The organism is Verrucomicrobiaceae bacterium, assembly GCA_016713035.1.
Lineage (GTDB): Bacteria > Verrucomicrobiota > Verrucomicrobiia > Verrucomicrobiales > Verrucomicrobiaceae > Prosthecobacter.
On record JADJPW010000002.1, the window covers coordinates 625214 to 650982 of the forward strand.

A 25769-nucleotide genomic window follows, 5' to 3' on the forward strand; every position below is an offset into this window, starting at 1 on the left:
CGGTTTTCTCACCCCTCTTTAGAAGGCTTGAACCAACGCTGGGTATTCGTCGGAAACAACTCCGGCACAGATACCTTGAGCGCCCTCGCAAGTTGCAGCAATTCAGAGTCGGAGACCCACTTCAAGCGTCCCTCGATCCGTGCAATCACGCCTCTGGAAACATCCCAGCCAATCAACTGGCAGGCCACAGCGAGATCGGCTTGCGACATGTTCTTGTCGTTCCGAATCCGCATGACCTGGGGTCCTACGATGTTGTTGCGAGGGGCCTTCATTGAAGCCCCCGACAATATGGACCTTTTTCGTTGTGATTGTCTGGAAAACCAGACAAAATGTCTGGTTTTCCAGACAGACGTTATGCTCCGAGTTCACGCCGCCGCTCAACCCTCCGCCATCCACGGGAATGGCTTGTTCGCTCGACAGTTTATCGCTGCTGGGGAGGTGATCTGGGCCTTCGACCCTCCGTTCGATGTGCGATTCACCGAAGAGCAACTCCAGGCATTGCCACCTCCGGCACAGCAACAGGCGCTCTACTACTCGTCATTCGAGAAGCACTGCGGCTGCTATCTGCTCACGGGAGACGATGACCGATTCATGAATCATTCAGACACTCCGAATGCGCTGGATCACGGTGACGTGATCACGGCTATTCGTGACATTCAGCCCGGCGAGGAGATCACCTTAGATTACAACCAATTGGGCTACTCATTCCGCAGCAAATGATGACAAACGCTTGGCTTCACATTGGATGGCTGGTCGTGATCTGCACGGCAGGAGACGTTTTTCTCAAACGCGCCGCCTTGCTTCCGCAGCCATTTACATCCGCCAGCTTTATTCTGGGATCACTGATCTACGGCCTATGTTGATTCAGTTGGGTAATCGTGCTGAAAACCGTGAAGCTATCGACATCGGGAACATCGTTCTCCATCTTCTGGAGCGTGAGTCTGGCGATATGCGGTGTCGTCTTTTTCGGAGAACAGCTTACGACAAGAGAAGTCATCGGTCTGGCATTAGGAGTCGCTTCTTTGCTGCTCTTGAATTTGTAGCCGATAGGGCTGAATCGTCGGTGAGGAGTCGACCAAGACAGCGTCTTTGCCGGAGCATGTTTGCCATGAACTGAGTGGCGCTTGCAGCATCGCCTGGGTCTGGGCAAAACAGAACATGCTCGACTCGCCACGCTGGAAGCAGTCTGCGGTAGTCGCTTGTAGGGACCGAAGACGCCTTGAGTGTTCGGTGATGACCAGCACTCGGAAGCCGCTGACCTCATGACGCTTCCAGAGAATGCCTGTGTCACGAGTCGCCTTGTAAGCGAGCACCTTGCGACGAAAGGAAGTTTGCTCCGAACCGCCGCGCGAAACGGGCATCGTTCCGCGATCAACCTCGACGAAGAAATATGATCTTTTGCCACTCTTCTCGATGGCAAACGCACCATCGGGCAGGACCGCCGTGCGGACTCGCTTGCCATCGTAGGTCAGATTTGCGCCCCAGCGCATCTGGAAGAGTCTAGCCTCATCCTCAGTGCGCCATTCATCGTGATGAAGAAAGCATGAGCCTTCAGCAACAGCGGAGCGCTCAAGCGCAAGCATGACATCTGTCACGCACAGAAAGTGAGATAACGAGAGCGCCATCGTCTCGCCGCGTGAGCGTGGCGGCGAGGCATAGGTCGGCAGTCCGCGCTCGCGCAGGATGGCCTGACCGGAGAAGGTGATGCAGCAGACCAGGTGTGCATTTCCGCCTCGTGGGAGCCAGAGCTGCCCTCGTGGCCGGTGCAGAAAACCAACATGAAACAGCCGTCCGAGCCGCCGAGTCACATGCTGAGCGCTGCCGCCAATCATTTGCGTGACATGACGGGAGGACACAAAACGATGACGCTCGACCAGTCGAAGAATGCTGACATCCCGCTCCGTTAGGTGAAGCGGCGGAAAACCATCCGAGCGAATGAACCGTGGCTTCCTCAGCCTCGGTTTCTGCACATAACCAGTTTATCATTTTTGGATTCGTAGAGGGAGCGCACTTGCAGATCAACCGGGGCCTCTATGTTCACAATGGCGCTGGGAGACCAGTGCTGGGGCCTTAGAAAGTCTCATCAACAAGCGGTATAGGCGTTCTCCGAAAAGCGACGCCGCCAACTCGACCAAATGGTCGGGGGTGGCGGTGGTGCATGTTCAGGTCACGGCTTCTGCTGTGGCTAAAGACCACAGCGGTCGTCTTGTTGCGACTTTCTAACACCCCCTGCCACCTGTCGGTGGGGGAGTGATTCCCCAGGGAGGTGGACTCTGAACCACCACGCCGCACCTCCTTGAGCCTCCCGCCTGAGTCTTGTCCTAACACTGTTTCGTCGCCGTTGCCCACTCGTCAAGGGCTGGCGCTGCGACTTGCTACTGTGTTCAGTGGTCACGCGCTCTACGCCAGCTTCAACTGGTGCTTCGACAACCTCCTTTACGTTTATGCCGTTCATCGGCTTGGGCTGCTCTATGGCGGAGCCGTCATGACTTTCCTCGCTGGTCTGCAATGCGGGGCCACTCTCTTGCTCTATGAGCGGATGCGCATCGACTGGGTCGGGGCTGGTAGTCTGACCCGCCTTGTTGATCTGGACTCGCCGACATGGTGGCAGAGAGTGCTCCTATGGGCCGTGCAGAAGGGTGATGCCTTCGTGTTCGTGGCCTTGTGTGTGTTTCAGGACGCCTTTATCACCACGGCATACTTTCGCCGTGGCCGGTTCGATGGCCTCACCGCACGCGACAGGCGAATCTTCGTCGGCAGCGTTCTTGTTTCCAACCTCTACTGGACGCTGCGCTCGGGTGTGGTGTCCGCCGCTTTAGCCGGGGTCTGGCACCGGTTCCAGTCATGAAGACGGCTGGCACAGACTTGGCGTGTATTTACACACCGATACGCGAAGCAGTGGAGATACTGCAAAAGCGACGCCGTGAGGCAAATATGACCATAGCGAACGCGCTGGAGTGTCTGCTCGCCACTCATTCGCACGCCGTGCTGTTCCGCCAAGTAGCGACGCCGAACTTTGAAATGCAGCGGTTTGTTACAGCGGCTACCTCCGCCGGACTGAAGCCGTTGGTGCTGGAGTATCACGAGGATAAGTTCGTTCACTTCAATCCAGCCAAGCACTCCTTGCTGAAGATGCGCTTTCACTCGGGGACCGGGCGCAATGGCGGAGAACGCATCCGCTGTCTGAGCATCGCAGAAATGAATGGCAGCGACGGAAAGCGGCTCCGAGAACTGCATACACGAAACGGTGTGGGGATCGTGCCGTTTCATCATGCTTTGATGGATGAAGCTGCGTTCTCACGAAACGTGGTGAGGCACGACGGTTCGCAATGGTTTCAAAAGCATGGCGGCAGTGCTGACAACTACTACCCTGAGCTTTTCCGATTGTTCTTGAGACATGCGGTCCTGTTCGAGAGCTTTCTCACTGTCGGCAATGATGCCGCATTCACTTCCGGCGTTGTCATGCCTGCGTTTGAAGCCGTCCGCAATAAGCACGGGGAACAACCGGTCATCTGCCGACTGGACCCTGTCGAGACGGAAGGCGATCCTTATTTATCCAGGAAAACCCCCAGCTTTGCTGGGGGACTCCCAGAGTTTGACAGTTCCGGGAGTCCCCGGATGGCTGGTGATGTGTGACCGCTCAAAGTGACACAAAACCAAGCAATCCAATGGAACAACAAAGTCTAAATCATACGAAATGGGAATGTAAATATCATGTGGTCTTTATCCCGAAATGTCGGCGCAAAGTGCTCTACAAAGAGCTGCGTCCATATTTGGGTGCGGTATTCAGATCGCTTACGGAGCAGAAAGAATGCCGCGTGGAGGAAGGCCATCTGATGCCGGATCATGTGCATATGCTGCTGAGCGTACCGCCGAAGTATGCGGTGTCGCAGGTGGTAGGCTACATCAAGGGCAAGAGCGCGATACATCTGGCACGGACATATGGCGGACGACGACGAAACTTCGTGGGGCAACACTTTTGGGCGAGGGGCTACTTCGTCTCAACGGTGGGTCGAGATGAAGCGGCGGTGCGAGCGTACATTCAAAACCAGGAGCAGGAGGATAAGCCCGCCTACTGGCGGCCCCAAGCACAGAACAACCCGCTTTGAGCGGTTAACATATTACAAGCCCCCGGCTTTGCCGGGGGTATCTGACTGGCTGCACTACCCAGGTGAACTATTCAACAAAGCCCAAGCGCTTGTAGCCGCACCATCGAAACATCAGAAGCATGAATCAATTATCCACTTGGACAGCTTGCGCTCTACCTCCGAGCGGAGGGAGCAGTATTGCTGACGGCTTCGATCTCGGACGCGGTTCGCGTTGGAGCGAGTCTCATTGTTGGCTGATGTAATCAGCAGGCGAAACGGATAGCCCACGCTATCCACTGGCCTGACAAGCGCTGTGAATGGTGCTGCTTCGATGAAGCCTGAGGGTGAAAAAACGGTGCCGTAGTGCTTCGCGAGCACCTCCGCATCGTCCCCTGAAACGCGGAAGGCGAAGGTGCTGCCGACGTTGCCAAGAACAGCGGTCTGAATGGCTGGAGGAAGTTGCGCGAAATATTGATGGCAGAGCACTATGCCGAGACCAAACTTACGTGACTCGGAGAGCACTGAGACAAGCGCATCGGAGAGGAAAGATTGAGCCTCGTCGAGAATGAGCGTGAAGTCTCGGCGTTCATTCGTGTTTGAAGCGCCGCGCTCCATGGCGGCTGAACAGAGGCTGGAAACGAGCAGTGAGCCGATGATGCGTGCGGCATCTTCGCCGAGGTTGCCTTTTGCGAGGTTTACGATCACGATGCGGCCCTCACGCAACACCTCCGCGAAATCCACTCGCAGCTTAACCTGGCCGAATATGTGGCGGAGCTGTGGCAATGCCGCGAGCTGTCCGAGTTTGTTTTGGATGGGAGCGATGGCTTCCTGCCGAAAACGTTTGTCCCATGCGTCATATTCTGTGCTCCAAAACGAGCGGATGAACGGATCACGACACTGCTTCACGATCGACAATCGGAAGGACTCATCTACAAGAAGGCGTGGCAGAGCAATCAGGCTCACGTTTCCAGCATCCAGCAGCGTGCGGAGAGAGTGGTAGAGAATGTATTCCAGGCGTGGACCCCAGCTTTCGGCCCAGAGATGGCGAAACGAAGACAACAAGGCCGATGCTACACGGGGCCTGTGAGCCTCTGGAATGGCGCTGGAGACGAGATTGAGCGCTGGGGCATACTCGGGGTCGGCTGCATCTAAAAAAATCACGTCACCAAGCCGGTGGGGCGGTATCACATCCAAAGCCCAGCGGGCGAGGTCGCCGTGCGGATCGAGCAGGCAGAAGCCTGAATGCTCCAGCAAACCCGACATGATCGCGCGAAGCAGCGTCGATTTGCCCATGCCGGTCTTGCCAAGAACGTGAACGTGTCGCGTGAGATGAGCCGTGTCGAAGTAGCAAGGCAGCAGAACGCCCGCGTAACCAACGCGTTGGCCGAGGTAGATGTGTGTCATATCGGAGGCGGCTGCCCTCGCCAATTCCTGCCATCGCGCCCCGTGCGATCAGCGCGACAACAAAAACAACCGGCAAACCTGTGTTGAGGAGCCGGGGAGGAGAGAAGCTGCCGCCGATACCCGAAGCGCTAGGCTTCGGGGAAGAACTGGCCTGAAGCATTTTACCATGCAAAACGCTCTGCCCCCCAAGGTCTCCACTAGCTTACCCAAGGTTGCGATACGGGTCATTCCAACCATCATGTTAAGCGATGAATGACACCCCGCTCCAAGACATCGACGAATCAGTTCTTCTTCGTCTCATCTCAACGCCAGTTCTGGAAGGAGATCGGATCGAATACAAGGAACTGCTCAATCTCACAAGTGATGAACAAAAGAAGAAATTCCTTGCCGGAGTTGCTTCGTTCGCCAACTCAAGCGGTGGAGACATGGTATTTGGCGTGGAGGCAAGGGATGGCCAGCCCATCGCATTGAAGGCGCTCCCTGCGTTCAACTATGATCGCGTATCGCTTCAGATTCGAGACTTGGTTCGAACCGGAATCCAACCTCCGCTCTACACCGCAGAGTCCCATGCCGTGAGACTTAACAGCGGCGGCGAGGTGCTGGTGCTGCGAATTGCCAAGACGTGGGCCGTCCCGCACCTTGTTACCTACAATGGCGAGCACAGGTTTTACGTTCGTCACGGCGGTGGAAAACGGCTGATGGATGTGGGGGAGATTCGAACGGCCTTCACAATGGCTGACAATATCCGTGAGCGTGTTCAGTCTTGGAGACTCCAGCGAGTTGCCGACATCCTTGCCGACACCACGCCATGTGATTTGAGTGGAGAAGCTGCTGTGGTCGTTCACATGGTGCCATTCAGGGCATTTGATCCAGGTTTTGAGGCCAACCTTAGAGAGATAGAGAAGCGAAGAACGACCGTGAGACCACTTTATTCAGATGGGTGGGGCACATACCACGAGTTTGATGGAGTCTATGTTGCGGACGGCGGAGTAAGACGTGAGGTCACAAGCCTCGTGCAGTTTTTCCGCAATGGCGCTGTCGAGGGAGTGGATACCGGAATGCTTGCGGCACACGGCGACAAGCGATTGATCGAGGCTGGTCTGCTAGAGAACAAGCTGATTGAACGTCTGCCGTCTTGGTTGGACGCAATGAGTAAAGTTGGAGTGAGTGCCCCGATTCTCATCATGTTGTCTCTTCTCAATGTTCGTGGCTATCAAATGAAGACTCCAATCGGATTCACTTCAATGGACGCGCATCCGATCAACCGAGACCATCTTCACACCTCACCGACAGTGATAGAAACCTTGAGATTGAATTCAAAGGCCAAAGCCTCCAATCATCCTGCGGCTTTGCTTCGTTCGCACTTTGACACGATTTGGAATGCATGTGGCTACCCCGGTTGCATCGGCTACGACAACTCTGGCAAATGGCTCGCTGGTAATGACCCATAGCCTCGTTCACCAGTAGTCGAACCCGTCGTCTACCCTTCGTTGCGCCAGTTAAACCCAATGCCGCTAAGCAAAAGGGTCGATGATGAGATCGTCGCTGGCTTGGAGAGAAGAGGTCGAGAGCAGGCGTGGCCATTTGCTCACGGGCTGTCGCACCTTGCGCTGGCAACTACGTCTTCGTCGCGCTGGCAACGCGGCTTGGGCGATTTGCTCTCGCACTCGGCGCACCAGCACTCCTTGTGCCGCCTCGTCCATGAGGCCCTGCGCTGCCTCCAGCACCAGTAGCAGCGCTACGGTGTGCTCCAAACAGTGGCTCATGCTGATGCGCAGCGCTCCTGCCTGCCGGACTTCTTCATCCTCACTGCTCTGTGCGCAGGCTAGTCGCTCCTCAGCCACCAGTGAGCTGGCGATGAGGAGCGCGGCGAGTTCTTGCTGTGCTGTCTCGGTGCGTTGTGCGCTGAGCAAATGCCCTCCGTGAAGCACGAGCTTGAGTTCTTTGTAAAAGACTTCCTGTTCCCAGCGCTTCGCATACAACGCCAACAACTCACGCGCACTGCCCTGCTGCACGCTCAGGCTCGTCCACAGCCGCACCTTCACCCACTCTCCAGCGGCGTTGCGCACTCGCCCACGATCTCGCGCACTGGCAACTCGCTCTGGCGCATCGGCGGATGTTTGCGCGGGCGGCCCCGCGCTTTGTTCGCCTCGGGTGTCTGCTTCTCGTCAGCTTTGGACGGAGCTGTTGTTGACGAGTCTGCGCATGGGCTCTCACGCTCGCGCAGACTCACCACCACCTCCGCACTGCCATCGGCATGCACGCTTTGCACTCGCACGGAGAGCTTTTGCCGCACTCGGACCAAAAGTGACTCTGCGTGCGCTGCGAATGTTTTTGCAGTTCTTTGAGCATCGGAGCCTGCCCGTAATAGCGGTCGGCGATGAGCAGGCTGCGAGCCTGGTAGCGCGGCGAGCAGCGGATCGGCCAGCGATTTCTCATTGAGCGCACCCAGTGACATCGATACGGCCAGCGGTGCATGGGTGCCGAGCTCGACCAGCGTGCTCATGGAGAGCTTGGCAAAGGCTGCCTGCGCACGACGACTGCGGCTTTGGGCACTTGGGCGTTGATCTGCACGGTGTTAAGCAGGTTCCACTGCCCACCGTCGATGCCGACCAAGCGCAGCCCGGCGAAAAAACACGCTGGATGCCGCTGCTCACAGGCTAGCGGCACCAGGGAGTGGCGCATGCAGGCATCGAAAGCTTGGGTGGATATCTTCAAACGACGCTGGCTTAGCGCCGCGGAGCCTGATGCGCACAGCAAAATAACGACCGATGATCTGCTGTAGGCTGCCGCAAGCGTGCAGATTTTGGGCGACCATGCCGGCGATGAGTTGCCAACCGAGAAGTTTGCGTCGCGGCCCTTGGTGCGTTGGCTCTGCCCGCAGTTCCTCGGGCAACTGCTCGACGCCGAGTTTTTTGCGGATGCGTGCAGAGAGATGATGTTCGTATCGCGGTGGGCTGGATGGCTTTACCATCTACCGCTAGTTGACTCAGCTACTCAGTTGTACAGCACTCTTTTCGCTCCTCTTCGCTTTTTTGTTTAGCGGCATTGCAGTTAAACCCGTTGTGAAAATCCACCCGCCATGCGGGTGATGCCGTCAGAGGCAGGGGGCGAGCTGTGGCCCGGCTGCTGCCGCACCTCGTGAGAGGAAGCCGCGTTGGGGCTGGAGGCAGGCGCGTGCATTGGTTTAGTGGGAGTGAGCGGAGGTGGGCCAGTGGGCGGAGCGGTCTCCCACCGGGCCGATGAACGCGTGGAGTGCGGTGCGGTGGAGAACCCGTCTTTGAAACCCGTGGTCCCGCGCAAGGCGGGAACCCGTCGTTAAAAACTAGTTCCCCCATGTGTCGTGTCCGCATCGCGGCCCGACTTGCACGGCAAGGCGATGTCCTTGATGGCGTTGCCTCAAGTGACTCGCCCGGTAGCCGCAGGTTGCCGTGCAAGTCGGGCCGTGAGGCCGACACATGGGAAGTAGAAATCCCTTTGTTTTACAAGGGCGAAACGCTACTCGGCGTGTGGCGCGCCTCGACATACCGTGGTTGTCGGGCGCGATGTCGGGTCTGCTTTTGCTCTGTCCCCAGTTTGGGGATCTTTGACAAAAGCCTCTGCCGGCCGACAGAATGCCGTCAGGCCTCCGCTGTTCATTGACAAGACGGTCCGCTTGTTGCGGACCATGCAGAGTTCCAGGTAGGCTGGCTTGCGGTCTCTCGATTGACGTGTCCCTGTGCGATAGCAGGGAAGTGGAGGCCACTTATCCGCCTGACATAGGCTGACATGGAGAGAGTAAAGAATCGGCCTCACCGCCTTGTGCGGTATGCGCCGTTGGACAATGTCTTCGCTTCGAGCGAGGACAATGACACGCTGGTCTGTCACTACCTGGAGTGGAAAAGCAGTTATGCGCCCTGTGCGGCCAATCGCTACGCGATCTGGGTGAGGCGCTTCCAGAGCTTCGTCAACAAAACGCCCGAGGCGATCACGGTAGGCGATTGGAGCGCCTTCGCGCGAAGCCTCAGGGGGCGCTTTGCCCCGAAGTGTATGGAATACGCGCTGAACGTCGCCCACAACTACCTGCGCTTCTGGTTTGAGCAGGGTCGCCTTCGGAGGCTTCCACTATACCTGGCTCGTGTTCAAAAAGCGATCGCGTGTTCGCACGCGGCGGCAACTGAAGACGAGTATAAGGCGATAGTGAGAACCTTGAAAATGAGAGGCGATAAATGCCTCCGCGATCTGGCCATCGTGATGATGCTTCACGATACCGGGATGCGTGTGGGCGAGCTGGTGGCGTTGGAGATCGAACAAATCGAGGAGGATGCCTCAGCGACGATTCGCACGGAGAAGTCAGTGCAACGTCGAAGAGTGTTCTGGAATCAGGGCACCGACGACGTGATTCACAATCTGATCGTGCAGCGCATCAACTCGGGTGCGCCGACGGATTGGCTGTTCGTGTCGAAGTCGGGCACGGGCGAGATGCCTCTGACGACTCGCGCGGTGCAACGTATCGTTCACCAAGCCTGCGAGCTGGCGGGGATCACGCGGCAATTGTCGCCGCACTCGTTTCGCCACGCCTACATTCATCGGCTGGCGAAGCTGGGGACGCCGGATGCGATCATCGCGCAGCTCGTGGGACACAGCACGCCGCATACCATCGCGCATTACACGAAGCTGAGCCGCCCGGAGTTCTCGGACTACGCGCGGCGGCAGTTCTCGGTGGCGACGCTGGCGGCGGCTTGACCTGGGCCTCTTGCGCTCCGGGACGGTGGGGGAGTAGAATGGACGCAGCTCCTCTACACACCCTCGCATGAAGCGCTCCGCGCACAGACCCACTCGTCATTAGCAGGGTCAGTGCATCACTGCTGAACATGCCTTTGAACTTCACCCGATCACCAAGGGGGCTGTGGATAACCCAGCCCCCTAGCGCGGAACGTATTGTGTCGCACAATACCACTTGTCGGAAGTCAAGGCAGACCACTCTAGGCAGCGAAAGGTCGCTTCACCATTTAAGGGGGAGCGACCTTTTTGCGTCGGGAAGCCTGGCGGCACTTGAGAGATACGGGGGAGACCGCCGCCAGGCTTCCCGGCACAAACCGGGAACCCAGGTCGAGCATTACCAAGACTAACCACCTCGCCCATGCGTGAGCGGTTCGAGATCGAGCAGCTGCCCATAGCTTTGGAGCGGTCGCAGCGGCCACAACAAAATCGTGGCTTCCTCATTCGGCTGCTGCGGCTGCTCTTCCCAAAGCTGATGGATTCATGCGCGTGCTCGTGCGGACGCTCGTCGAGGGGTGAGGAGGTAGAGGAACTGCGCGTCATCGAGTTCTGATATTCAACCCGCCTGCGCTGTGTCGCGCACCAGCTAGCTGGTCTCCGGCGCACGCGCCCTGGCTGGCCTGCCTACTCGATACCACGGACGCGCGGGCATGAGCACTAACGCCCATGGACAAGAACAGGTATGTGAACACCCGCTTCTGGGACGATACCTACGTCATCCGGTTGAATCCGAACGAGAAGCTACTGTTCCTCTACCTTCTCACCAATCCCTTGACCACGCCGGGTGGCGTCTATGAACTCACGGCGCGACGTGCCGCGATGGACACCGGCTTGTCGCAAAAGGAGATCACCGCTGCGTTCGATCAGTTCGAGCACGATGGCAAGATCGTCCAGCACAACGGCTGGATCGGCATCGTGAACTTCCTCCGCCACCAGAACCCGAATCCGAACATGCGCATCGGCATCGCGAAGGCGCTGAACCGTGCGCCGAATGAGCTAATCGAGCGGCTGCCCATCACGGTCGCCGCCGCGCGGAAAGGCTTTGAAAGGCTTTCAGACTCGAACACGAAACAGAACTCGAATCTGAATGGCGGACTTTTCCACAGCGCATCCACAGGCCACCCCACGAAGGGCATGCAGCCAGTGAGGGTAGTGATGCCACGCACGCCGCGAGGCGGGCAGGAGGGCGAGGGCTGGTGATCGGCATGAAGTCCGTCTCGGAGGCGAGGCTGGCTTCAACCGATCATCAACACTCAAACCGCACCTTCCTATGCCTGCACAAAGCAAAGCCATTCCATCGAATCGCAAGTCATCACCGCGAGCCGAAAACGGTCCGCGAGAACGCAATACCACCGAGAGGCCCGATCCTTATCAAATCGTCAACGACATCATCATCCGCCACTTGGAGGAAGGCGTCGTGCCGTGGCGCAGCCCGTGGAACCGAGAAATTGGCAAGCCGCGCAACTTCCACACCGGTAAGACCTATCGTGGTATGAACCTGCTGCTGCTCGGCCTGCAACGATTTGCGTCTCCGTTCTGGCTATCCTTCAAGCAGGTAAAGGCGCTCGGCGGCACTGTCCGAAAAGGCGAGCGCGGATCGGTGGTGGTGAACTGGGGCCAGTTCACTCCCAAGAGCGAGGACACCGACGACACTGCGAATGATCGCCAAAAGAAGTCGAGGTTCTACCTCAAGCACTACGTCGTCTTCAACGCAGTGCAAACCGAAGGCATCGAGTTCCCTGAGCAACCGAGCAAGGCACCGATGCCGTCAACGCAACGCATCGAGATTGCCGAACAAATGGTCGCTAACATGCCGGATCGTCCAAACATCATGGAAGGCCAGCGTGACCTCGCCGCTTACAAAGTCTCCACCGACACCGTGTTCATGCCCGCCTTCGGATCGTTCGCCTCGCCTGAGGACTACCACCTTACGCTGTTCCATGAACTGATCCACGCCACCGGCCACGAATCACGACTGAACCGCAGCACGCTCGTCGAGCACGACGGCTTCGGAGGGAAAGTCTACTCGCAGGAAGAACTCGTCGCCGAAATGGGAGCCGCCTACCTCGGCATGGAGGCCGACATCGTCCAAGACAACCACTTGAACGCCGCCTCCTACATCCAGAGCTGGCTTAACGTCCTCCGCGAGTCCGACCACAAGCGCTGGCTCGTCATTGCCGCCGCACAAGCCGCGAAAGCCGCTGACTATGTGCTCGGCACCAAGCCGTCGGAGGTTTCGGTAGCACAGGCAGCTTGACCCCCGCCTCCCGTTGATGCGGGAGGTTTTCCTTTGCTCTAACCGCCCCCAAAGCCCGGTGGAGAGTGACAAAATTCTTGCTGACATAATGCGAGCAAATACGTTCTACTGCCCTTGGAGCGAGTAACCCAGCTTTCCCCTTGTCCACAGATTCGCGTTTGCCGCCCTGCATACGATTCGCTACCCTGCGTAAGAGCCTAACATCAATCAACATGCCTCCCCAGATGGAAACAGTGCCTCAATTCGATTTGCCGCAGCCTCCTCGCAGGCGCTGGCTTTGGTTGGCTGGAATCGTGGCGACCTTCGTGCTCGTTGCAATCCTCACTATCTTGAAATGGCATCCTGCGGTGGTTCTCGAATCTGACAGACAGGTTCCTCAAGTGGAGCAACAGACTAACACCCAAATCCCAATGCTGAGGTCGAACACCGATTTGCTCGCCTCCACGTCAGAACTTCCGAAACTCCTCTCCTCCTCCGACCAAGAAATGGTGCGATTTGCTGCTCACAAAAAACTGCTCAGTCTCCAATCGAACATTCTACAGATCACCCAGTTGTCCGATGCGAACGTGCCAGTTCCAATGGAAACGTCACAGCAAATATTGACCACCTACGACGATTTGGTGACTCGGCTCGATCATGACAACGGACTCAGTGAGGATGCTGAATCCACGGCAAAACAGCTACTTCAAAGTAGAAACACATCGCTCTCAATTCAGCGAATCAGAGAGGGCACTGCTTCTGCATCCATTCACGCAGCAACAGCCGGGACTCTGCTTCGTGTTATCACTGCTTTCAAAGCGCCTACCACCAACTACTACACTTCATATCTAGTGGAAGAGTTTCGCGATCAATCAGCTTCCCTCACTGAGAAAGTTGCTTTAGCGAAGGCGTTTGCACAGATCGGCGACCCCGAACTTGACGAGACAATCTTGAGCCTTCTTGCGGATGTTCCCAGATGGCCAGACGCCACCGAAGAAACCATAAGTTCTGCGCAGTCACTGATGGCCCAAATTTCGAGTCAGTAATCTCATGCAATTCGTCAAAACAGTCATCAGCGCGATAGCGCTTCTTTTGTCTGGCACGCTCCAGGCAAAAGACCATCACGCCTACCACTCGAACCAAGAGAGCACCTTATCCTTGCCTTGGCAGGCGTTGTTCGACGTGAGCAAGACAGAGACTGTTTATTATCCTCCCGCGCTCTACGATGAAACCGACAGTCTCTCGCTGGTTGGGCAGGTGGTGGATGAACTGATGATAACCATTACTTTCGCCGAGACTACTGTGCCAGCCCTCAGTGAAGTCACAGAGATTCGATATGGTGACGAAATCATCATCTCTCCCAAAACGCATGATATTCGGTCACGCGTCCAGGATGGCAAACTCTACCTTTGGTATGGCTTCCACGATAAGAATTCGTTCAGTGCGAACTCCCCCAAGATTGCCACAAAATCAGAGTGGCAGTTTCGGGCAAAGGGCAAGCAAACAGTTCGCTCAGTCAAGCTTTATGTCTCCTGGCATCCCTACACAGAGTCAGAAATGCCATCGCTTTTCGCATACGATTCACTCAGAAGATTGCGGCCTTCGGACAGTGAACTCCTAAAAGCAGAGTCTCCATTCGCGCGAGTCACGATTGGCTCGCCGGTTGTAGGGAATGAGGATTTCAAAAAACTAGTCGTTCTGATTCACGGCTGGAATCCTGATGCCAACCTCAACCACTATGCGCCTCAGAAAGGCGAAGAAAACAAGCTGGGAACATGGCGGCATTTGGCCGAAGGTTTGATGACACACCCCGCAGTCGAGTCGGGTGACTGGAAAGTATGCCGCTACGATTGGTCTTTGGATGCCGCTACTGGCCCAGCAACGTCTCCTCTGTTTGCCTACCACGCTAACGCCGCGAGAGACGCTGCCACAGCCCACGCTCTGAAGCTTGGTCAAAGTATTGGCGGAAATCAGCCCACTCATGTGCATTTTATTGCGCATAGCGCAGGCAACTGGATGGCGCGACGCGCAGCCGCATACCTCAAAGCACAACTAGGCTCATCTGTGCAGATTCAGATAACGTGTCTTGACCCCTTCGTTAATGACGATCTGGGATTGGTTCCGATGTTTGAAATGTGCTCAGGATGGACAGACCGACTCAACAACTGTTGGTTGGCCGATCCAGCTACAGACACCATCGACGGATGGAGGCTTGCTACCCGAAACACTTTTGGCCTTCAAGGCAATTGGACTTCTGGTGACTTTGTTTCAGGACCCGGCGAGACTCCTTGGCAAAATCTCAACATTGAGGTGCTGGGAGAGTCCGGGTTCTACTTTCCTGATCAAGGCATGAAATCCCACGGTGGTCCGGTGTCCTGGTATGGGCAAACCTGCCTTTGGCCGAACACTGTCAAAAGCACTCTATTTGATCGGCAGTTCAATTGGCATGACGGATTCATTGATTCACTAGCATGTCGATTCTCGCCAAATGATAACTTCCCAGGCGAGGATTTGGGAACCGTAATGCAGGGAAGCAGGGCGTGGATGACGCCTCACGCGTCGCGGGAAGGATCTGAGCCAATTTGGTCAGGCAGTGATACGCTTTGGGCGTCTTGGACTGCACCGGTCACAGGACAGGTTGCGTTAACAGTGGTCGGTAGCCGAATGAGCAACGGATCGGGTGAAGAAGTTCTACCGACGGTTTCGGTTTACCAGGGCACTTCGGCGACATCGGTGACGGAAATCGGCAGCAGTATCGCAGGGCAATTATCCCCTCAGGGGAGTATGATTTTCAATGCAATTGAGGGTCAGGTTTATCGTTTCCAGTTCGCTGGCTACAACGGTGCAACCGGCAAGGTCTATTTTGATTGGGGCTACACAGGCCTCGCCACTCCTCCTGACACACCTGTCATCACCACACCCACAGCCAACCAAACGGTCACCGGCACGGTGGCCGTTAACGCTTCGGCTACGGCGGCGAATGCGGTGGAGTTCTACCTCGATGGAATCAAGCAGGCGACGGACAATCAATCGCCCTTCACCTGGGCCTGGGACACGACGGTGACGACGAATGGATCACATCAACTTTCGGTGAAGTCTTTCAACGGGCAGACGCTTGTCGGCACGAGCGCTTCCGTGGTGGTGAACGTGAATAACACCATCATGCCCGTGGTGGATGTGGACGAGCCGAATGATCGCTCGGCTCAAGCCACGGGGCCACTCGTGGCAGGAGTGGTGAAGACGGCCAAAATTAACAGTCCGTCGGATGTGGACTGGTATCGATTTGAAGTCAACGACTCTGGAACAGTTCAACTAAGGCTAGATGTGCCAGGCGGAAATGATTACGATTTGGAACTTTACGGTTCCCAATTCTCTTTACTGGCTGGTTCCTATAAGGTCGGTCAATATGCTGGGATGCTGGATCCTGCTTTCAACTCTACTGGCGAGGCTTCCATCGACTTTGATTTGAACAATCGCGATCATTGTAGAAAAGTTTTGGTTCAGAACGATGGGATGATCATCGTGGGAGGATACTCTTCCACTTCGTGGCGGCTCAACTTAGCCCGCTTTCGCCCAGATGGGACGTTAGATAATGGTTTCGGAGTCAACGGAAAAGTAATGATTGATCACCCATTGGGCAGTGTAGCTACCCTTCAAGATACGGCTCTCCAAGGTGACGGAAAATTGTTATTGATTGGCGGATTGGATGGGAATCTGGCTCTAACACGGTTGCTCCAGAATGGAGCCATCGATACAAGCTTTGGAAACTCTGGTTATGTCATCACCGATTTCGGACGTAGTGATTTCGGAACGGGCGTCAGTGTTCAAAGTGATGGAAAGATTGTTGTGGTGGGATATACCTACACAAGCAGCACTGCGAGTCCTTACACCAAGTATACCGACGTTATTTTGGCGCGATACCTGGCAAATGGTGAGCTTGATACAGATTTTGGCACTCTGGGCAAGGTCTACACGGATTTTGGCAGCAATGACTATGCCTACAGGCTCAAATTATTAGCCAATGGAAAAATTGTTGTTGTTGGCGAAAACGGCGACACAGGATTGGTCGGAGACAGTCTAACTACAGATTTCATTGCTGCTCGCTACCTACCCAATGGGGGGCTGGACACAACATTTGGTGCAGGCGGAAAAGTTGAAACTGACTTTGGAAATTTCGAAGCAGGGCAGGACTTGGCCGTAGATGCTTCGGGAAATGTTTTTGTTGCTGGAAGTGCTTTTGACGGAGCGAGCGGCAATGTTGATTTCGCTGTAATCAAGTATCTTCCTAATGGTCAGCTTGACTCTGCTTTCGGAAATGGAGGTTTGGCGAAAATCGACCTCGGAGCGAGATACGATTCTTGCAGAGCGGTTACATTAGATGCTAACGGACAATTGCTCCTTGCAGGAGCATGGAGACCAAATGAATCACCGGGCTACGATTTCGCGGTTCTTCGGCTCACGAGCGATGGCATTCTGGATTTTAGTTTTGGCGATCAGGGGGTGCTCAAAACTGACTTTAGTTTTTCCGAAGAAGCTTTTTCGCTCGCGCTTCAAGCAGATGGGAAAATTGTCGTTGGAGGTGATTCGACGAGTGGAACTTTTGTTTTAGCCCGCTATACCTCTGGGGTATCAATCGAAGGCATATCATTCTACTCGGCTACGCCAGGCACCTACTACGCGCGCGTTTACGGTCATCCGGCAGGCAACGGATCGTTTAGCGCCACTGATCCTTACACGCTCAGCTACACCTTCACGCCGGGACTTGTAACACCCACGCACGCGCTCGAAACTATCGCCAGCAACGGGACGGTTCAGCGGTCGAATCCAGGACCAAACCACAGCGAGGGCCAGACGGTGACGCTCACCCCGGTGCCGAATCCGGGGTTTCAGTTTGCTGGGTGGAGCGGGGATGCCAGCGGCACGGCGAATCCGCTGACAGTGAGCATGAGCACAGACAAGAAGATCGTGGCGAGCTTCACGCCGGTGGCATCCACGTCGTTTCAGGGTAATGTCACGGTGAATCTGGAACCACCCGAGGCGGTGGCGGCGGGAGCACAGTGGCGACTAGTTTCAGACGGCGTGTGGCGGGACAGCGGGGCCACGGCAGCCCTCAGCACCCAAGGCATCCAAACGGTGGAGTTCAAAACCACCACGGGTTATTTCTCGCCCGGCAAGCAAACCGTCTCGGTGAACCGCGCCGCAAACGATCTGCGTCTCACTGGTGCCTATCGCTTGAAGGCTTTCGATACAGGTTCTGGCTTCTTGGATGTTGGGGATTTTCCTCCCACACTAACCTGCATCGCAGGACAGTCGGCATCGCTCACAGTCCAAGCGGCAGGGACAGGCACTCTGACTTATCAGTGGTTCCTCGGGGCATATCCGGTGGTGGGTGCCACCTCGGCGATGCTCGTTCTGACGGATGTGCAAACCAGCCTTGTCGGAGAGAAGTTCTCCTGCGTGGTGAGCAATGGGACGCTCTCCAGGCAAACGAATGGCTGCGAGCTAATCACACTCTCACCGCCGATCCTTTCCCAACTCCCAGCTAGTGCAAGCGCCCCCACCGGGGGCGCGGTTTCTTTCAGCGTCGCCGCCACGGGAACATCACCGTTTCGTTACCAGTGGAAGAAAGCGGGCACCGACATCGTCAGTGCAACTGGCGATGTTTTACGCCTGACCAATCTCCAGGCGTCCGATGCAGCGAGCTATACCGTCGTGGTCTCCAATGACGCAGGATCAGCCACGAGCAACGCCGCTGCCCTCACCGTGAATGGCCCCGCTCCGGCCGTGAGCGGGAACGACAGCTTCGCAGGAGCAAGCCTGATCGCTGACGCTGCCATCACCCAAACCGGCAACAACGCCAACGCTACACGCGAAGCCGGGGAACCGCTCGTCACCGGCACCGTGGGAGGTCACTCCCTTTGGTGGAAGGGGGCCGCGCCATCAGCGGGCCGCGTCACGATCACCACCGAAGGCAGCAACTTCGACACCACGCTCAGCATCTACATCGGCAATGTCTTGAATGCCCTCGCGCTCGTCGCAGAGGACGATGACAGTGGTGGTAGGGCCATCACGAGCACGGTTAGCTTCGATACCGTGGCGGGGCAGACCTACAACATCGCCGTGGATGGTCACGACGCGGCGGACACGGGCGACATCCAGCTCCGAATTGACTTAAGCCCCAGTGTCTCTGCTCCGGCCCCTGCGACAGCGATTCACGAAGTCCTTGCCGTGATGGGGCAGTCTCCTCTCGGGCTGAAGCCGCAAGCGCTCGCACAACACACCGACGGATCGCTTTTCGTCTGCTACGGCGACGGCGGCCCCTACAGCTTCGGCAGCATAGTGAAGCACAATCTCGATGGCACAACGGCTCTGATCCACGCATTCACGGGAGCCGACGGCAGTTTCCCCAATCGGATCATTCGCGCTTCAGATGGCAATTTTTATGGAACAACGCTCGCTGGCGGAGCCAACAACATCGGCGGGTTGTTCAAGGTCACGCCATCGGGTGATTGCACGTTGCTCACGTCTTTCACCACCACCAACGGCTACGACAGCAAATGGATCATGGAAGGAGGCAACGGCTTCCTTTACCTCGTGCAGCGTTCCACGAGCAGCGGGGCAGTGGTGGGTTCGGTGCTGAAGTGCTCCAAGAGCGCCGGGGTTGCGCAGGTGAAGTTTTATCAGGTGTCTTCTACCGTCACCAACGGACAGTCTCCAGTCCACCTGTGCCAGCTTGCCGACGACACCTTCGCGCTCACCTGCGCTACTGGCGGGGCGAACTCACGCGGGGCGGTGCGCTTCCTCAGCAGCGCTGGTGTCTCGCTGCGCAAGGTGGACCTCACGACTGAGATCACCACAAGCGGCAATGCGCTCGGTCTGGTGCAGGCTCCAGACGGGCTGCTCTACGGCACCAGCCGCTCGGGCGGTGCCAATAGCGCCGGGACCATCTTCTCGCTCAACACCACGGGAGTGCTGACGGCGCTGTATGCGTTTCCGTCTGGATCGGGGACCACCAACTCAAGTGCCGTGGCTCCTCCAGTTCTCGGCCCAGACGGCAAGATCTATGGCGTGACCTACGGCGGTGGGGCAAACGGCCTGGGAAGTGCGTATGCCTATGAGATCGGGGTCGGCTATTCGCTATTGACAAGCTTCACCTCAACGACCGCCGCTGGCCGCCTACCGGTCTGTCTCGCCAGGGGTTCCGATGGCAATCTCTATGGCGCATCTGCATTTGGCGGACAGAACAACACAGGCGCGATTTTTGGCCTAAGCACGGCAGGAGTGTTTGTCTTTACCAGACCCGTCGAATCAAGTCCGGGCACGATATCCACACGGGTGTCGCAAACATCCGACGGCACGCTCTACTGGATGACGAATGAGGGCGGTCCATCAAACTATGGGCAGGTGTGGAAGAAGACTCCCGGCTCCGATGCCGTTGTCTTGGTGCCCCTCAACGGCACTGTAAGCAATCCGGCACGATCTGCTGTCCTTCTGCCTGCGCTGGATGGGAACTTCTATTTCATGTCTTCAAACGCGAGCGGCGTTGGTGCGCTCGTCAGGGTAAGTCCGGCGGGGGCCAGCGCACGCGTCGCGACTTTCACGAGTGGAACATCCGGCACAGGCACTTCGCCACAAGGGTATCTAGTCCAAGCGGCGGACGGCACCTTCTACGGGACAGCTTCCGCAGGCGGCACGAACGGTGAGGGAACGATCTTCAAATACACGACGGCAGGCGGTCTGGTAGCACTAGCCTCGATGGCGACCGCGACGACGGGACGCACTCCAACGGATGTCGTTCTTGGCGGGGACGGAAACCTTTACGCCATTTCCACCGCCGGGGCAGGTGCTACGGGCGCTATTTTCAGCGTCACGCCTTCAGGAACCACTACGCCTGTTTTCGTTCCCACTTCCACATCCGCATTTGGGAGCACGCCAAGGTCACTTAGCATTGGGGAGGATGGCCTCATTTACGCCTCCACCAGCGGGACGGGAACCTCGGGCGGACCGACGGTTTTTGAAGTCACGCCCGCAGGCTCCACACGTCTCGTTGGCGTCTTCAGCAATGCGACGACCGGATCACCGGTCGAAGGGCCACTCGCTCAGGACGACAACGATGATCTGTTCGGCACTGCTCCCACAGGTGGCAACAATGGGGAAGGGACACTGTTCAAACTCAGCCAGGGAGGAGCCATTAGCGTGCTGCACCACTTCGACTTGGAATCCGGCAACGGTCCCCAATACGGGGTGATTCGGGGTGCCGACGGCGATCTCTACGGCAGCACCTATCACCAGTATGGGGTCGCCACCATCTACCGGGTGACCTACCTCCCGCCGGAAATCATCAGCACGTCACCGTCGCAGGCGGTTCCTGGAGCCACGGTGGCAATCACCGGTAAACACTTCGCGCGAATCACTCGCGTCCTGTTTGGGAATCTTGACGCGGCATCGTTCACCGTCGATTCCAACACTCAGATTACTGCCGTCGTGCCTGCGAGCTTCCAGACCGGATTGATCAGCGTGACCAATTCACTCGGCACCGGCCATAGCGCGGCCAATTTTACCTCTCCGGCGCTGACGGCACTGCAAACGTGGCGTGACGCCTACTTTGGAACCGCAGAAAGCACAGGCACCGCCGACGATCTCGCCGACCCAGAAGGCGACGGCGCAAAGAATCTGATGGAGTTCGCCTTCGGAATGAATCCCTTCGCTGGGGGCCAGCAGGATCGGATGCCGCGTGGGCAGGAGGTCACCCATTCCAGTCAGCGATACCTCGCTATCAGCTTCCGCCGTCGCATCGGGGAAACGAGCATCCAATACGAGGTGCAAGAGTCGCAAAACCTGTCTGACTGGACAGTGCTCAACGTGCCAGCCCAACAGGTCGGTGTGCCCATCAATAATGGCGACGGCACCGAAACCGTCACAGTGCGGGCCACCGTGCCAATGTCCGGGCTTGGTTCCCAACCCAAATGCTTCTTGCGGGTCGCTGTGATACGAATCCCTTGATTCAGGGGCGGTCAGCAAGCGACTCCTGGAGCTTCCGAAAGCAATGTCTGGAGCCGTGAATACTCGGATGGCGACGGCACCTCGCTACCGTGCTCCCACCGCCTGAGGCGCTGGTGTATGACGCCCACTTTTTGGGCCAGCATCTTTTGCTCCAACCCGAGTGTTCGCCGAGCCATAAGCGTCAAATCGGCGGGAGATGCCTGGGAACCTGGGTAGTAGCCGAGGAAAGTTACAATCAAAGGCCAGACTGACACCACAGGCTCCCGCTCGTCACGCTCCCATCGCTCGTAAACCTCCCGCATTGTGCCGAACCGCTCAGCCACATCCTCCTGCCGCAACGCCAATGCCAGCCTCCGGTTTCGAAGGTGTTCGCCAAGAGTCTTTGGCCGCTCGATTACACCTTTCTTCCTCAGAATGAAGGCTTTCAGAGCTTCTGCCGACACCCGAATGTCGAAGTAGCAAAATGGCAAAACGCGATGATACGTATTTTGCATGAAGCTCATCTGAGTTCGTTACTAATTAGTTGAGGTCGGGTATTAGCGCCTAGACACACCATGAAACGTACTGCTGCACTCCTGACCTCGCTGCTTTTGGTGGCCTTTACCGCCAGCGCCCAGGAGGCTAAGATCGTCTCCGTCGAAAACAAGGTGGAGGCTACGAAGGATACTGGAGTCTGGGCGGTAGCGAATGCGGAGCAGCGGCTGGCCATCCAGGACCGCATCCGCACGCTGCGCAAAAGCCGGGCGACGGTGCAGCTCACGGGTCTCTACAACATGCGCATGGAGCAGCTCACGACGGTGGAGATTTCCCCCTCCCTGTTGGATGATAGCAAACCGCGCCTCGATCTCGGTGGCGGTGCCCTTTTCATCTTCAGCCGCGAGCAAAGCGGCGAGATCGACATCAAAACTCCCGCCGCAAACGGCGCACTGCGCGGCACGCAGCTCTTTGTGAGCGTGGCGAATGGGAGGACGTTTTACCAAGTGCTCGAAGGTCGTGTCGAGGTCAGCAATCCTCAGGGCAGTGTGAGCATCAGTGCGGGTGAAGCTGCTGAAGCAGTGGTAGGCAGCGCTCCTCGACGCACCGCCGTCTTGGAGGCGAAGAACATCCTGCAATGGGCGCTTTATTATCCGGCGGTGATCGATCCGGGCAAGTTGGAGGAGGCGAATGGACAAGGGGATGCCTCAAAGGCTTCCACGGCGTTGCAGGCCTACGCGGAAGGCGATTTGCTCGCGGCGCTGGAGTTGCCGAAAGGCGGCTCGAAGGCTCTGGAGGCGGCTGTTTTGCTCGCGGTGGGCCGTTTGGATGAGGTGAGGCCGATTTTGGCAAAAATGCCTCTTTCGAGCCCAAATCGCCGTGCGCTCGAAAAACTCGTGTCGGCCGTGAAACACGAAAAAACGGCACTTTGGCCGCTGGAGTCGATTTCGACGGCTTCGGAGGCGATGGCGGAGAGTTATTACCGGCAGTCGCAGCATGATCTGGAAGGTGCCCGCGAGGCCGCGAGGCTCGCGGTGAGGTTTTCGCCACAAAATGGCTATGCGTGGACACGGCTGGGCGAGCTGGAGTTTTCGTTTGGTAGAGCGAAGCGAGCTTTGGAGGCGCTGGAGAATGGTTTGAAGCTCACACCGCGAAATGCCCAGGCGCATGCGCTGCATGGTTTCGTGCTGAGTGCTCGCAATCGCATCGCGGAGGCTCAGCAGGCGTTTCAAACAGCCACGCGGTTGGATGGAGCGCTCGGCAATGGCTGGCTGGGCCTCGGTTTGACGAAGATCAAGCAAGGCCACCTCGCCGAAGGTCGCGCCGACCTGCAAACCGCCGCGACGGTGGAGCCGCTGAAGTCGATCTATCACAGCTACCTCGGCAAGGCTTTCAGTGTGGAAAGTCGCCGCACCGACGCAGAGAAGGATTTGTCTTTGGCACAGCAGCTCGACGCGAATGACCCGACGCCATGGCTTTACAGCGCCATCGAGAAGCAGCAGCAGAACCGCAGCAACGAGGCCATCGGTGATTTGCAGAAGTCCATCGAGCTGAATGACAACCGCCGCGTGTATCGCAGCGAATTTTTGCTCGATCAGGACAAGTCCGTGCGCAGTGCGAACCTCGCCGCGATCTACCGCAACAACGGCATGGACGCCGTGGCGCTGCGTGAGGCCGCCCGCGCCGTGGACAGTGATTTCACGAATGCTTCCGCGCACCTCTTCCTCGCGAACGCCTTCCACTCGCTGCGTGATCCACAGCGTATCGCGCTGCGCTATGAGACACCGTGGTTTAATGAGCTGCTGCTGGCGAATCTGCTCTCACCGGTGGGTGGTGGGCCGCTTTCACAGTACGTTTCGCAGCAGGAGTATTCGAAGCTGCTGGAGGCCGATGGCATCGGTGCGAGCCTCGCGGGCGAGTATCGCGGCACGGGCGAGTGGCGCAGCTCGGCGTCCGTCTTTGGCACGCATGGAAACTGGAGCTGGGGCGTCGATTATTCACTGCGGGACACGCATGGCACACGCATCAACAACGAGGCGAGCATCCAGGACCTCTACGCGCAGGTGAAGTGGCAGCCGACGAGCGATGACACGCTCTACTTCCTCGGCAAATGGTCGAAGCAGGAGAGCGGCGACACCTTTGAGACCTACAACAACACGCCGCTGGCTCCCGATGTGTTCTTTGATGAGAAACAGCAGCCCGGCCTGCTGCTCGCAGGCTGGAATCACCGCTGGGGACCGGGCTCGCACACGCTTTTCCTCGCCGGACGCCTCAGCGCCACGCAGCGCCTGCGTGACCCGCGTGCGAACCAGCTCCTCATCGAACGTGACTCGGCGGTTTTGAATCCCTCGGTGGTGAACACGGTCGGCTTCTTCAATGTGTTCTCCGATCCGGCCTTCACCTCCGTGCTCGGATTGGATGGCGAAACCTTGATCCACTCGCCTGAGCTGGTGGCGGCCATTCAGCCCTTCCTCAATTCCGGCGCGATACTCGGCGTGAATGCCACGCCGTTTGATTTTCAGACACGGCGCGAGTTTGAGATCTACACGGCGGAGATGATGCACATCCAGAAGATCAGGAAGCACCACATCCTGGCCGGGGTGCGCTATCAGGATGGCGAGTTCGAAACGCAGTCCCGCCTGAGCGTGATCCGGCCGACCTTTGCGGGCGGCTTCATGACTCCGGCCTTCGAGAGGACGGACGTGGTCGATTTCCAGCGCCTGAGCCTTTACGCCTATGATTACTGGCAGCCGAGGCCCTGGCTCACGCTCATCGGCGGCGTCTCATGGGACCGCATCGACCACCCGCTGAACTTCCGCAATCCACCCACGAGCGGTGCGCAGACACAAAACGAACGTGTCTCGGCCAAGGCAGGTTTCATCTTGAATCCCTCGCGCTGGGTGCAGGTGCGCGGTGCCTTCACGCAGGGGATCGGCGGTGTGACGTATGATGAAAGCGTGCGGCTGGAGCCGGTGCAGATCGCGGGCTTCAATCAAAGCTACCGCACCGTGCTCTCGGAGAGCCTTGCGGGCTCGGTGGAGACGCCGCGCTTTCAAAACATCGGCCTCAGCATCGAGGGCAGCCTGCCCACGAAGACCTGGTGGGGCATCACGGGCAACATCATCGAGCAGGAGGTCGATCGCACCGTGGGTGCCTTCACCGGCTTCTCGCCCGGCGTGTTTCCCATCGAGCCCGCCTACTTTGCCAGCAGCACGCGGCAGAGCCTGTCGTATCGCGAGGAGTCGCTGCAATTCACGCTGAACCAGCTCGTCGGCAGACGCTGGGCGCTCGGCGGGCTGTATCGCGTGACGCAATCGGAGCTGCGCACGACACTGCACGACCTCGTGGCCTTCGGCTCACCCAACGGCGTGCTGCACGACCGCGCCACGCTGCATGAGCTGGGTCTCTCCGCGAACTACAACTCCCCACGCGGCTTCTTCGCCCGCGTGGAAGCGAATTTATTCGCTCAAAGCCTGCGCGATGATCCAAACTCCGGCCTCGCCCCGCGCGGCGGCGACCGCTTCTGGCAGTTCAACGCCTTCGCCGGCTACCGCTTCCACCGAAACCTCTGCGAGCTCAGCGCCGGCGTGCTGAACCTCACGGGACAAAACTACCAGCTCAGCCCCTTGAACCCGTGGTCGGACATTGCCCGCGAAAGGACGTTTGTGCTGAGGTTTAGGCTGAGTTTTTAGAAGCAGCGAAGAGCGTCGAGTCAGAAAATTGCCACGCACAATGCTCTCTTCCCTTTTTTTGCGGCGGAGTGTAACATGAGCGAATTTACTGGGTATCCCACCCTAGGAAGC

At 57.5% G+C, this 25769-nt stretch carries 19 protein-coding genes; 11 read left to right on the forward strand and 8 right to left on the reverse strand.

Annotated features, from left to right (window positions below):
• Positions 1 to 8: 8 nt before the first annotated feature.
• On the reverse strand, positions 9 to 272 hold the full coding sequence (locus IPK32_09700; protein MBK8092228.1) for a helix-turn-helix transcriptional regulator: 264 nt from the start codon (positions 270 to 272) through the stop codon (positions 9 to 11).
• An 82-nt stretch (positions 273 to 354) separates the two neighbouring features.
• Between IPK32_09700 and IPK32_09705 the strand changes: the two genes are divergently transcribed.
• Entirely contained in the window at positions 355 to 720 is a 366-nt protein-coding gene (locus tag IPK32_09705; GenBank protein ID MBK8092229.1) for an SET domain-containing protein, read from the forward strand.
• 287 nt (positions 721 to 1007) lie between these two features.
• Here IPK32_09705 and IPK32_09710 read toward each other — a convergent pair whose 3' ends face one another.
• Positions 1008 to 1970 (reverse strand): replication-relaxation family protein, encoded by a 963-nt coding sequence (locus IPK32_09710; protein MBK8092230.1) that lies wholly within the window; start codon positions 1968 to 1970, stop codon positions 1008 to 1010.
• A gap of 371 nt (positions 1971 to 2341) precedes the next feature.
• Here IPK32_09710 and IPK32_09715 point away from each other — a divergent pair, with 371 nt between their 5' ends.
• The 3 genes from IPK32_09715 to tnpA are packed head-to-tail and all read left to right on the forward strand — an operon-like array spanning position 2342 to position 4109.
• The gene (locus IPK32_09715; GenBank protein MBK8092231.1) at positions 2342 to 2848 is read left to right on the forward strand and encodes a hypothetical protein; all 507 of its coding nucleotides are present in this window, start codon (positions 2342 to 2344) and stop codon (positions 2846 to 2848) included.
• Positions 2845 to 3636, forward strand: coding sequence for a hypothetical protein (locus tag IPK32_09720; GenBank protein MBK8092232.1), 792 nt, complete (start codon positions 2845 to 2847; stop codon positions 3634 to 3636). Before IPK32_09715 ends, IPK32_09720 begins: the two co-directional genes overlap by 4 nt.
• Positions 3637 to 3668: 32 nt before the next feature.
• A complete protein-coding gene (tnpA, locus tag IPK32_09725) occupies positions 3669 to 4109 on the forward strand; it encodes an IS200/IS605 family transposase (protein ID MBK8092233.1) in 441 nt (146 codons plus the stop codon).
• A gap of 111 nt (positions 4110 to 4220) precedes the next feature.
• Here tnpA and IPK32_09730 read toward each other — a convergent pair whose 3' ends face one another.
• Positions 4221 to 5492: a DUF87 domain-containing protein gene (locus IPK32_09730; GenBank protein MBK8092234.1), complete on the reverse strand. Its 1272-nt coding sequence runs from the start codon at positions 5490 to 5492 to the stop codon at positions 4221 to 4223.
• 248 nt (positions 5493 to 5740) lie between these two features.
• On the opposite strand from IPK32_09730, the gene IPK32_09735 reads away from it, so the two are divergent.
• Positions 5741 to 6943, forward strand: coding sequence for an ATP-binding protein (locus tag IPK32_09735; GenBank protein ID MBK8092235.1), 1203 nt, complete (start codon positions 5741 to 5743; stop codon positions 6941 to 6943).
• Positions 6944 to 7006: 63 nt separating this feature from the next.
• On the opposite strand, the gene IPK32_09740 is transcribed toward IPK32_09735, so the two are convergent.
• Genes IPK32_09740 through IPK32_09755 form a run of 4 tightly spaced genes read right to left on the reverse strand, consistent with a single transcriptional unit; the run spans position 7007 to position 8466 of the window.
• Positions 7007 to 7561 (reverse strand): hypothetical protein, encoded by a 555-nt coding sequence (locus IPK32_09740; protein ID MBK8092236.1) that lies wholly within the window; start codon positions 7559 to 7561, stop codon positions 7007 to 7009.
• Positions 7534 to 7998 (reverse strand): hypothetical protein, encoded by a 465-nt coding sequence (locus tag IPK32_09745; GenBank protein MBK8092237.1) that lies wholly within the window; start codon positions 7996 to 7998, stop codon positions 7534 to 7536. Before IPK32_09745 ends, IPK32_09740 begins: the two co-directional genes overlap by 28 nt.
• A complete protein-coding gene (locus IPK32_09750) occupies positions 7995 to 8177 on the reverse strand; it encodes a hypothetical protein (GenBank protein MBK8092238.1) in 183 nt (60 codons plus the stop codon). Before IPK32_09750 ends, IPK32_09745 begins: the two co-directional genes overlap by 4 nt.
• On the reverse strand, positions 8146 to 8466 hold the full coding sequence (locus IPK32_09755; protein ID MBK8092239.1) for a hypothetical protein: 321 nt from the start codon (positions 8464 to 8466) through the stop codon (positions 8146 to 8148). Before IPK32_09755 ends, IPK32_09750 begins: the two co-directional genes overlap by 32 nt.
• An 842-nt stretch (positions 8467 to 9308) precedes the next feature.
• On the opposite strand from IPK32_09755, the gene IPK32_09760 reads away from it, so the two are divergent.
• From IPK32_09760 to IPK32_09780, 5 genes are all read left to right on the forward strand, one after another.
• The gene (locus tag IPK32_09760) at positions 9309 to 10217 is read left to right on the forward strand and encodes a tyrosine-type recombinase/integrase (protein MBK8092240.1); all 909 of its coding nucleotides are present in this window, start codon (positions 9309 to 9311) and stop codon (positions 10215 to 10217) included.
• Between the two features lie 702 nt (positions 10218 to 10919).
• The gene (locus IPK32_09765) at positions 10920 to 11453 is read left to right on the forward strand and encodes a hypothetical protein (protein MBK8092241.1); all 534 of its coding nucleotides are present in this window, start codon (positions 10920 to 10922) and stop codon (positions 11451 to 11453) included.
• Between the two features lie 70 nt (positions 11454 to 11523).
• Positions 11524 to 12510: a DUF1738 domain-containing protein gene (locus IPK32_09770; protein ID MBK8092242.1), complete on the forward strand. Its 987-nt coding sequence runs from the start codon at positions 11524 to 11526 to the stop codon at positions 12508 to 12510.
• A 224-nt stretch (positions 12511 to 12734) separates the two neighbouring features.
• Entirely contained in the window at positions 12735 to 13535 is an 801-nt protein-coding gene (locus tag IPK32_09775; protein ID MBK8092243.1) for a hypothetical protein, read from the forward strand.
• Positions 13536 to 13539: 4 nt separating this feature from the next.
• Complete coding sequence (locus IPK32_09780; GenBank protein MBK8092244.1) at positions 13540 to 21492, forward strand: hypothetical protein; 7953 nt, start codon at positions 13540 to 13542, stop codon at positions 21490 to 21492.
• A gap of 11 nt (positions 21493 to 21503) precedes the next feature.
• Here the strand turns inward: IPK32_09780 and IPK32_09785 are convergent, their stop codons facing one another.
• Entirely contained in the window at positions 21504 to 21995 is a 492-nt protein-coding gene (locus IPK32_09785; GenBank protein ID MBK8092245.1) for a helix-turn-helix domain-containing protein, read from the reverse strand.
• A 51-nt stretch (positions 21996 to 22046) separates the two neighbouring features.
• On the opposite strand from IPK32_09785, the gene IPK32_09790 reads away from it, so the two are divergent.
• Complete coding sequence (locus tag IPK32_09790; protein ID MBK8092246.1) at positions 22047 to 25658, forward strand: FecR domain-containing protein; 3612 nt, start codon at positions 22047 to 22049, stop codon at positions 25656 to 25658.
• The last annotated feature ends 111 nt before the right edge of the window (positions 25659 to 25769 follow it).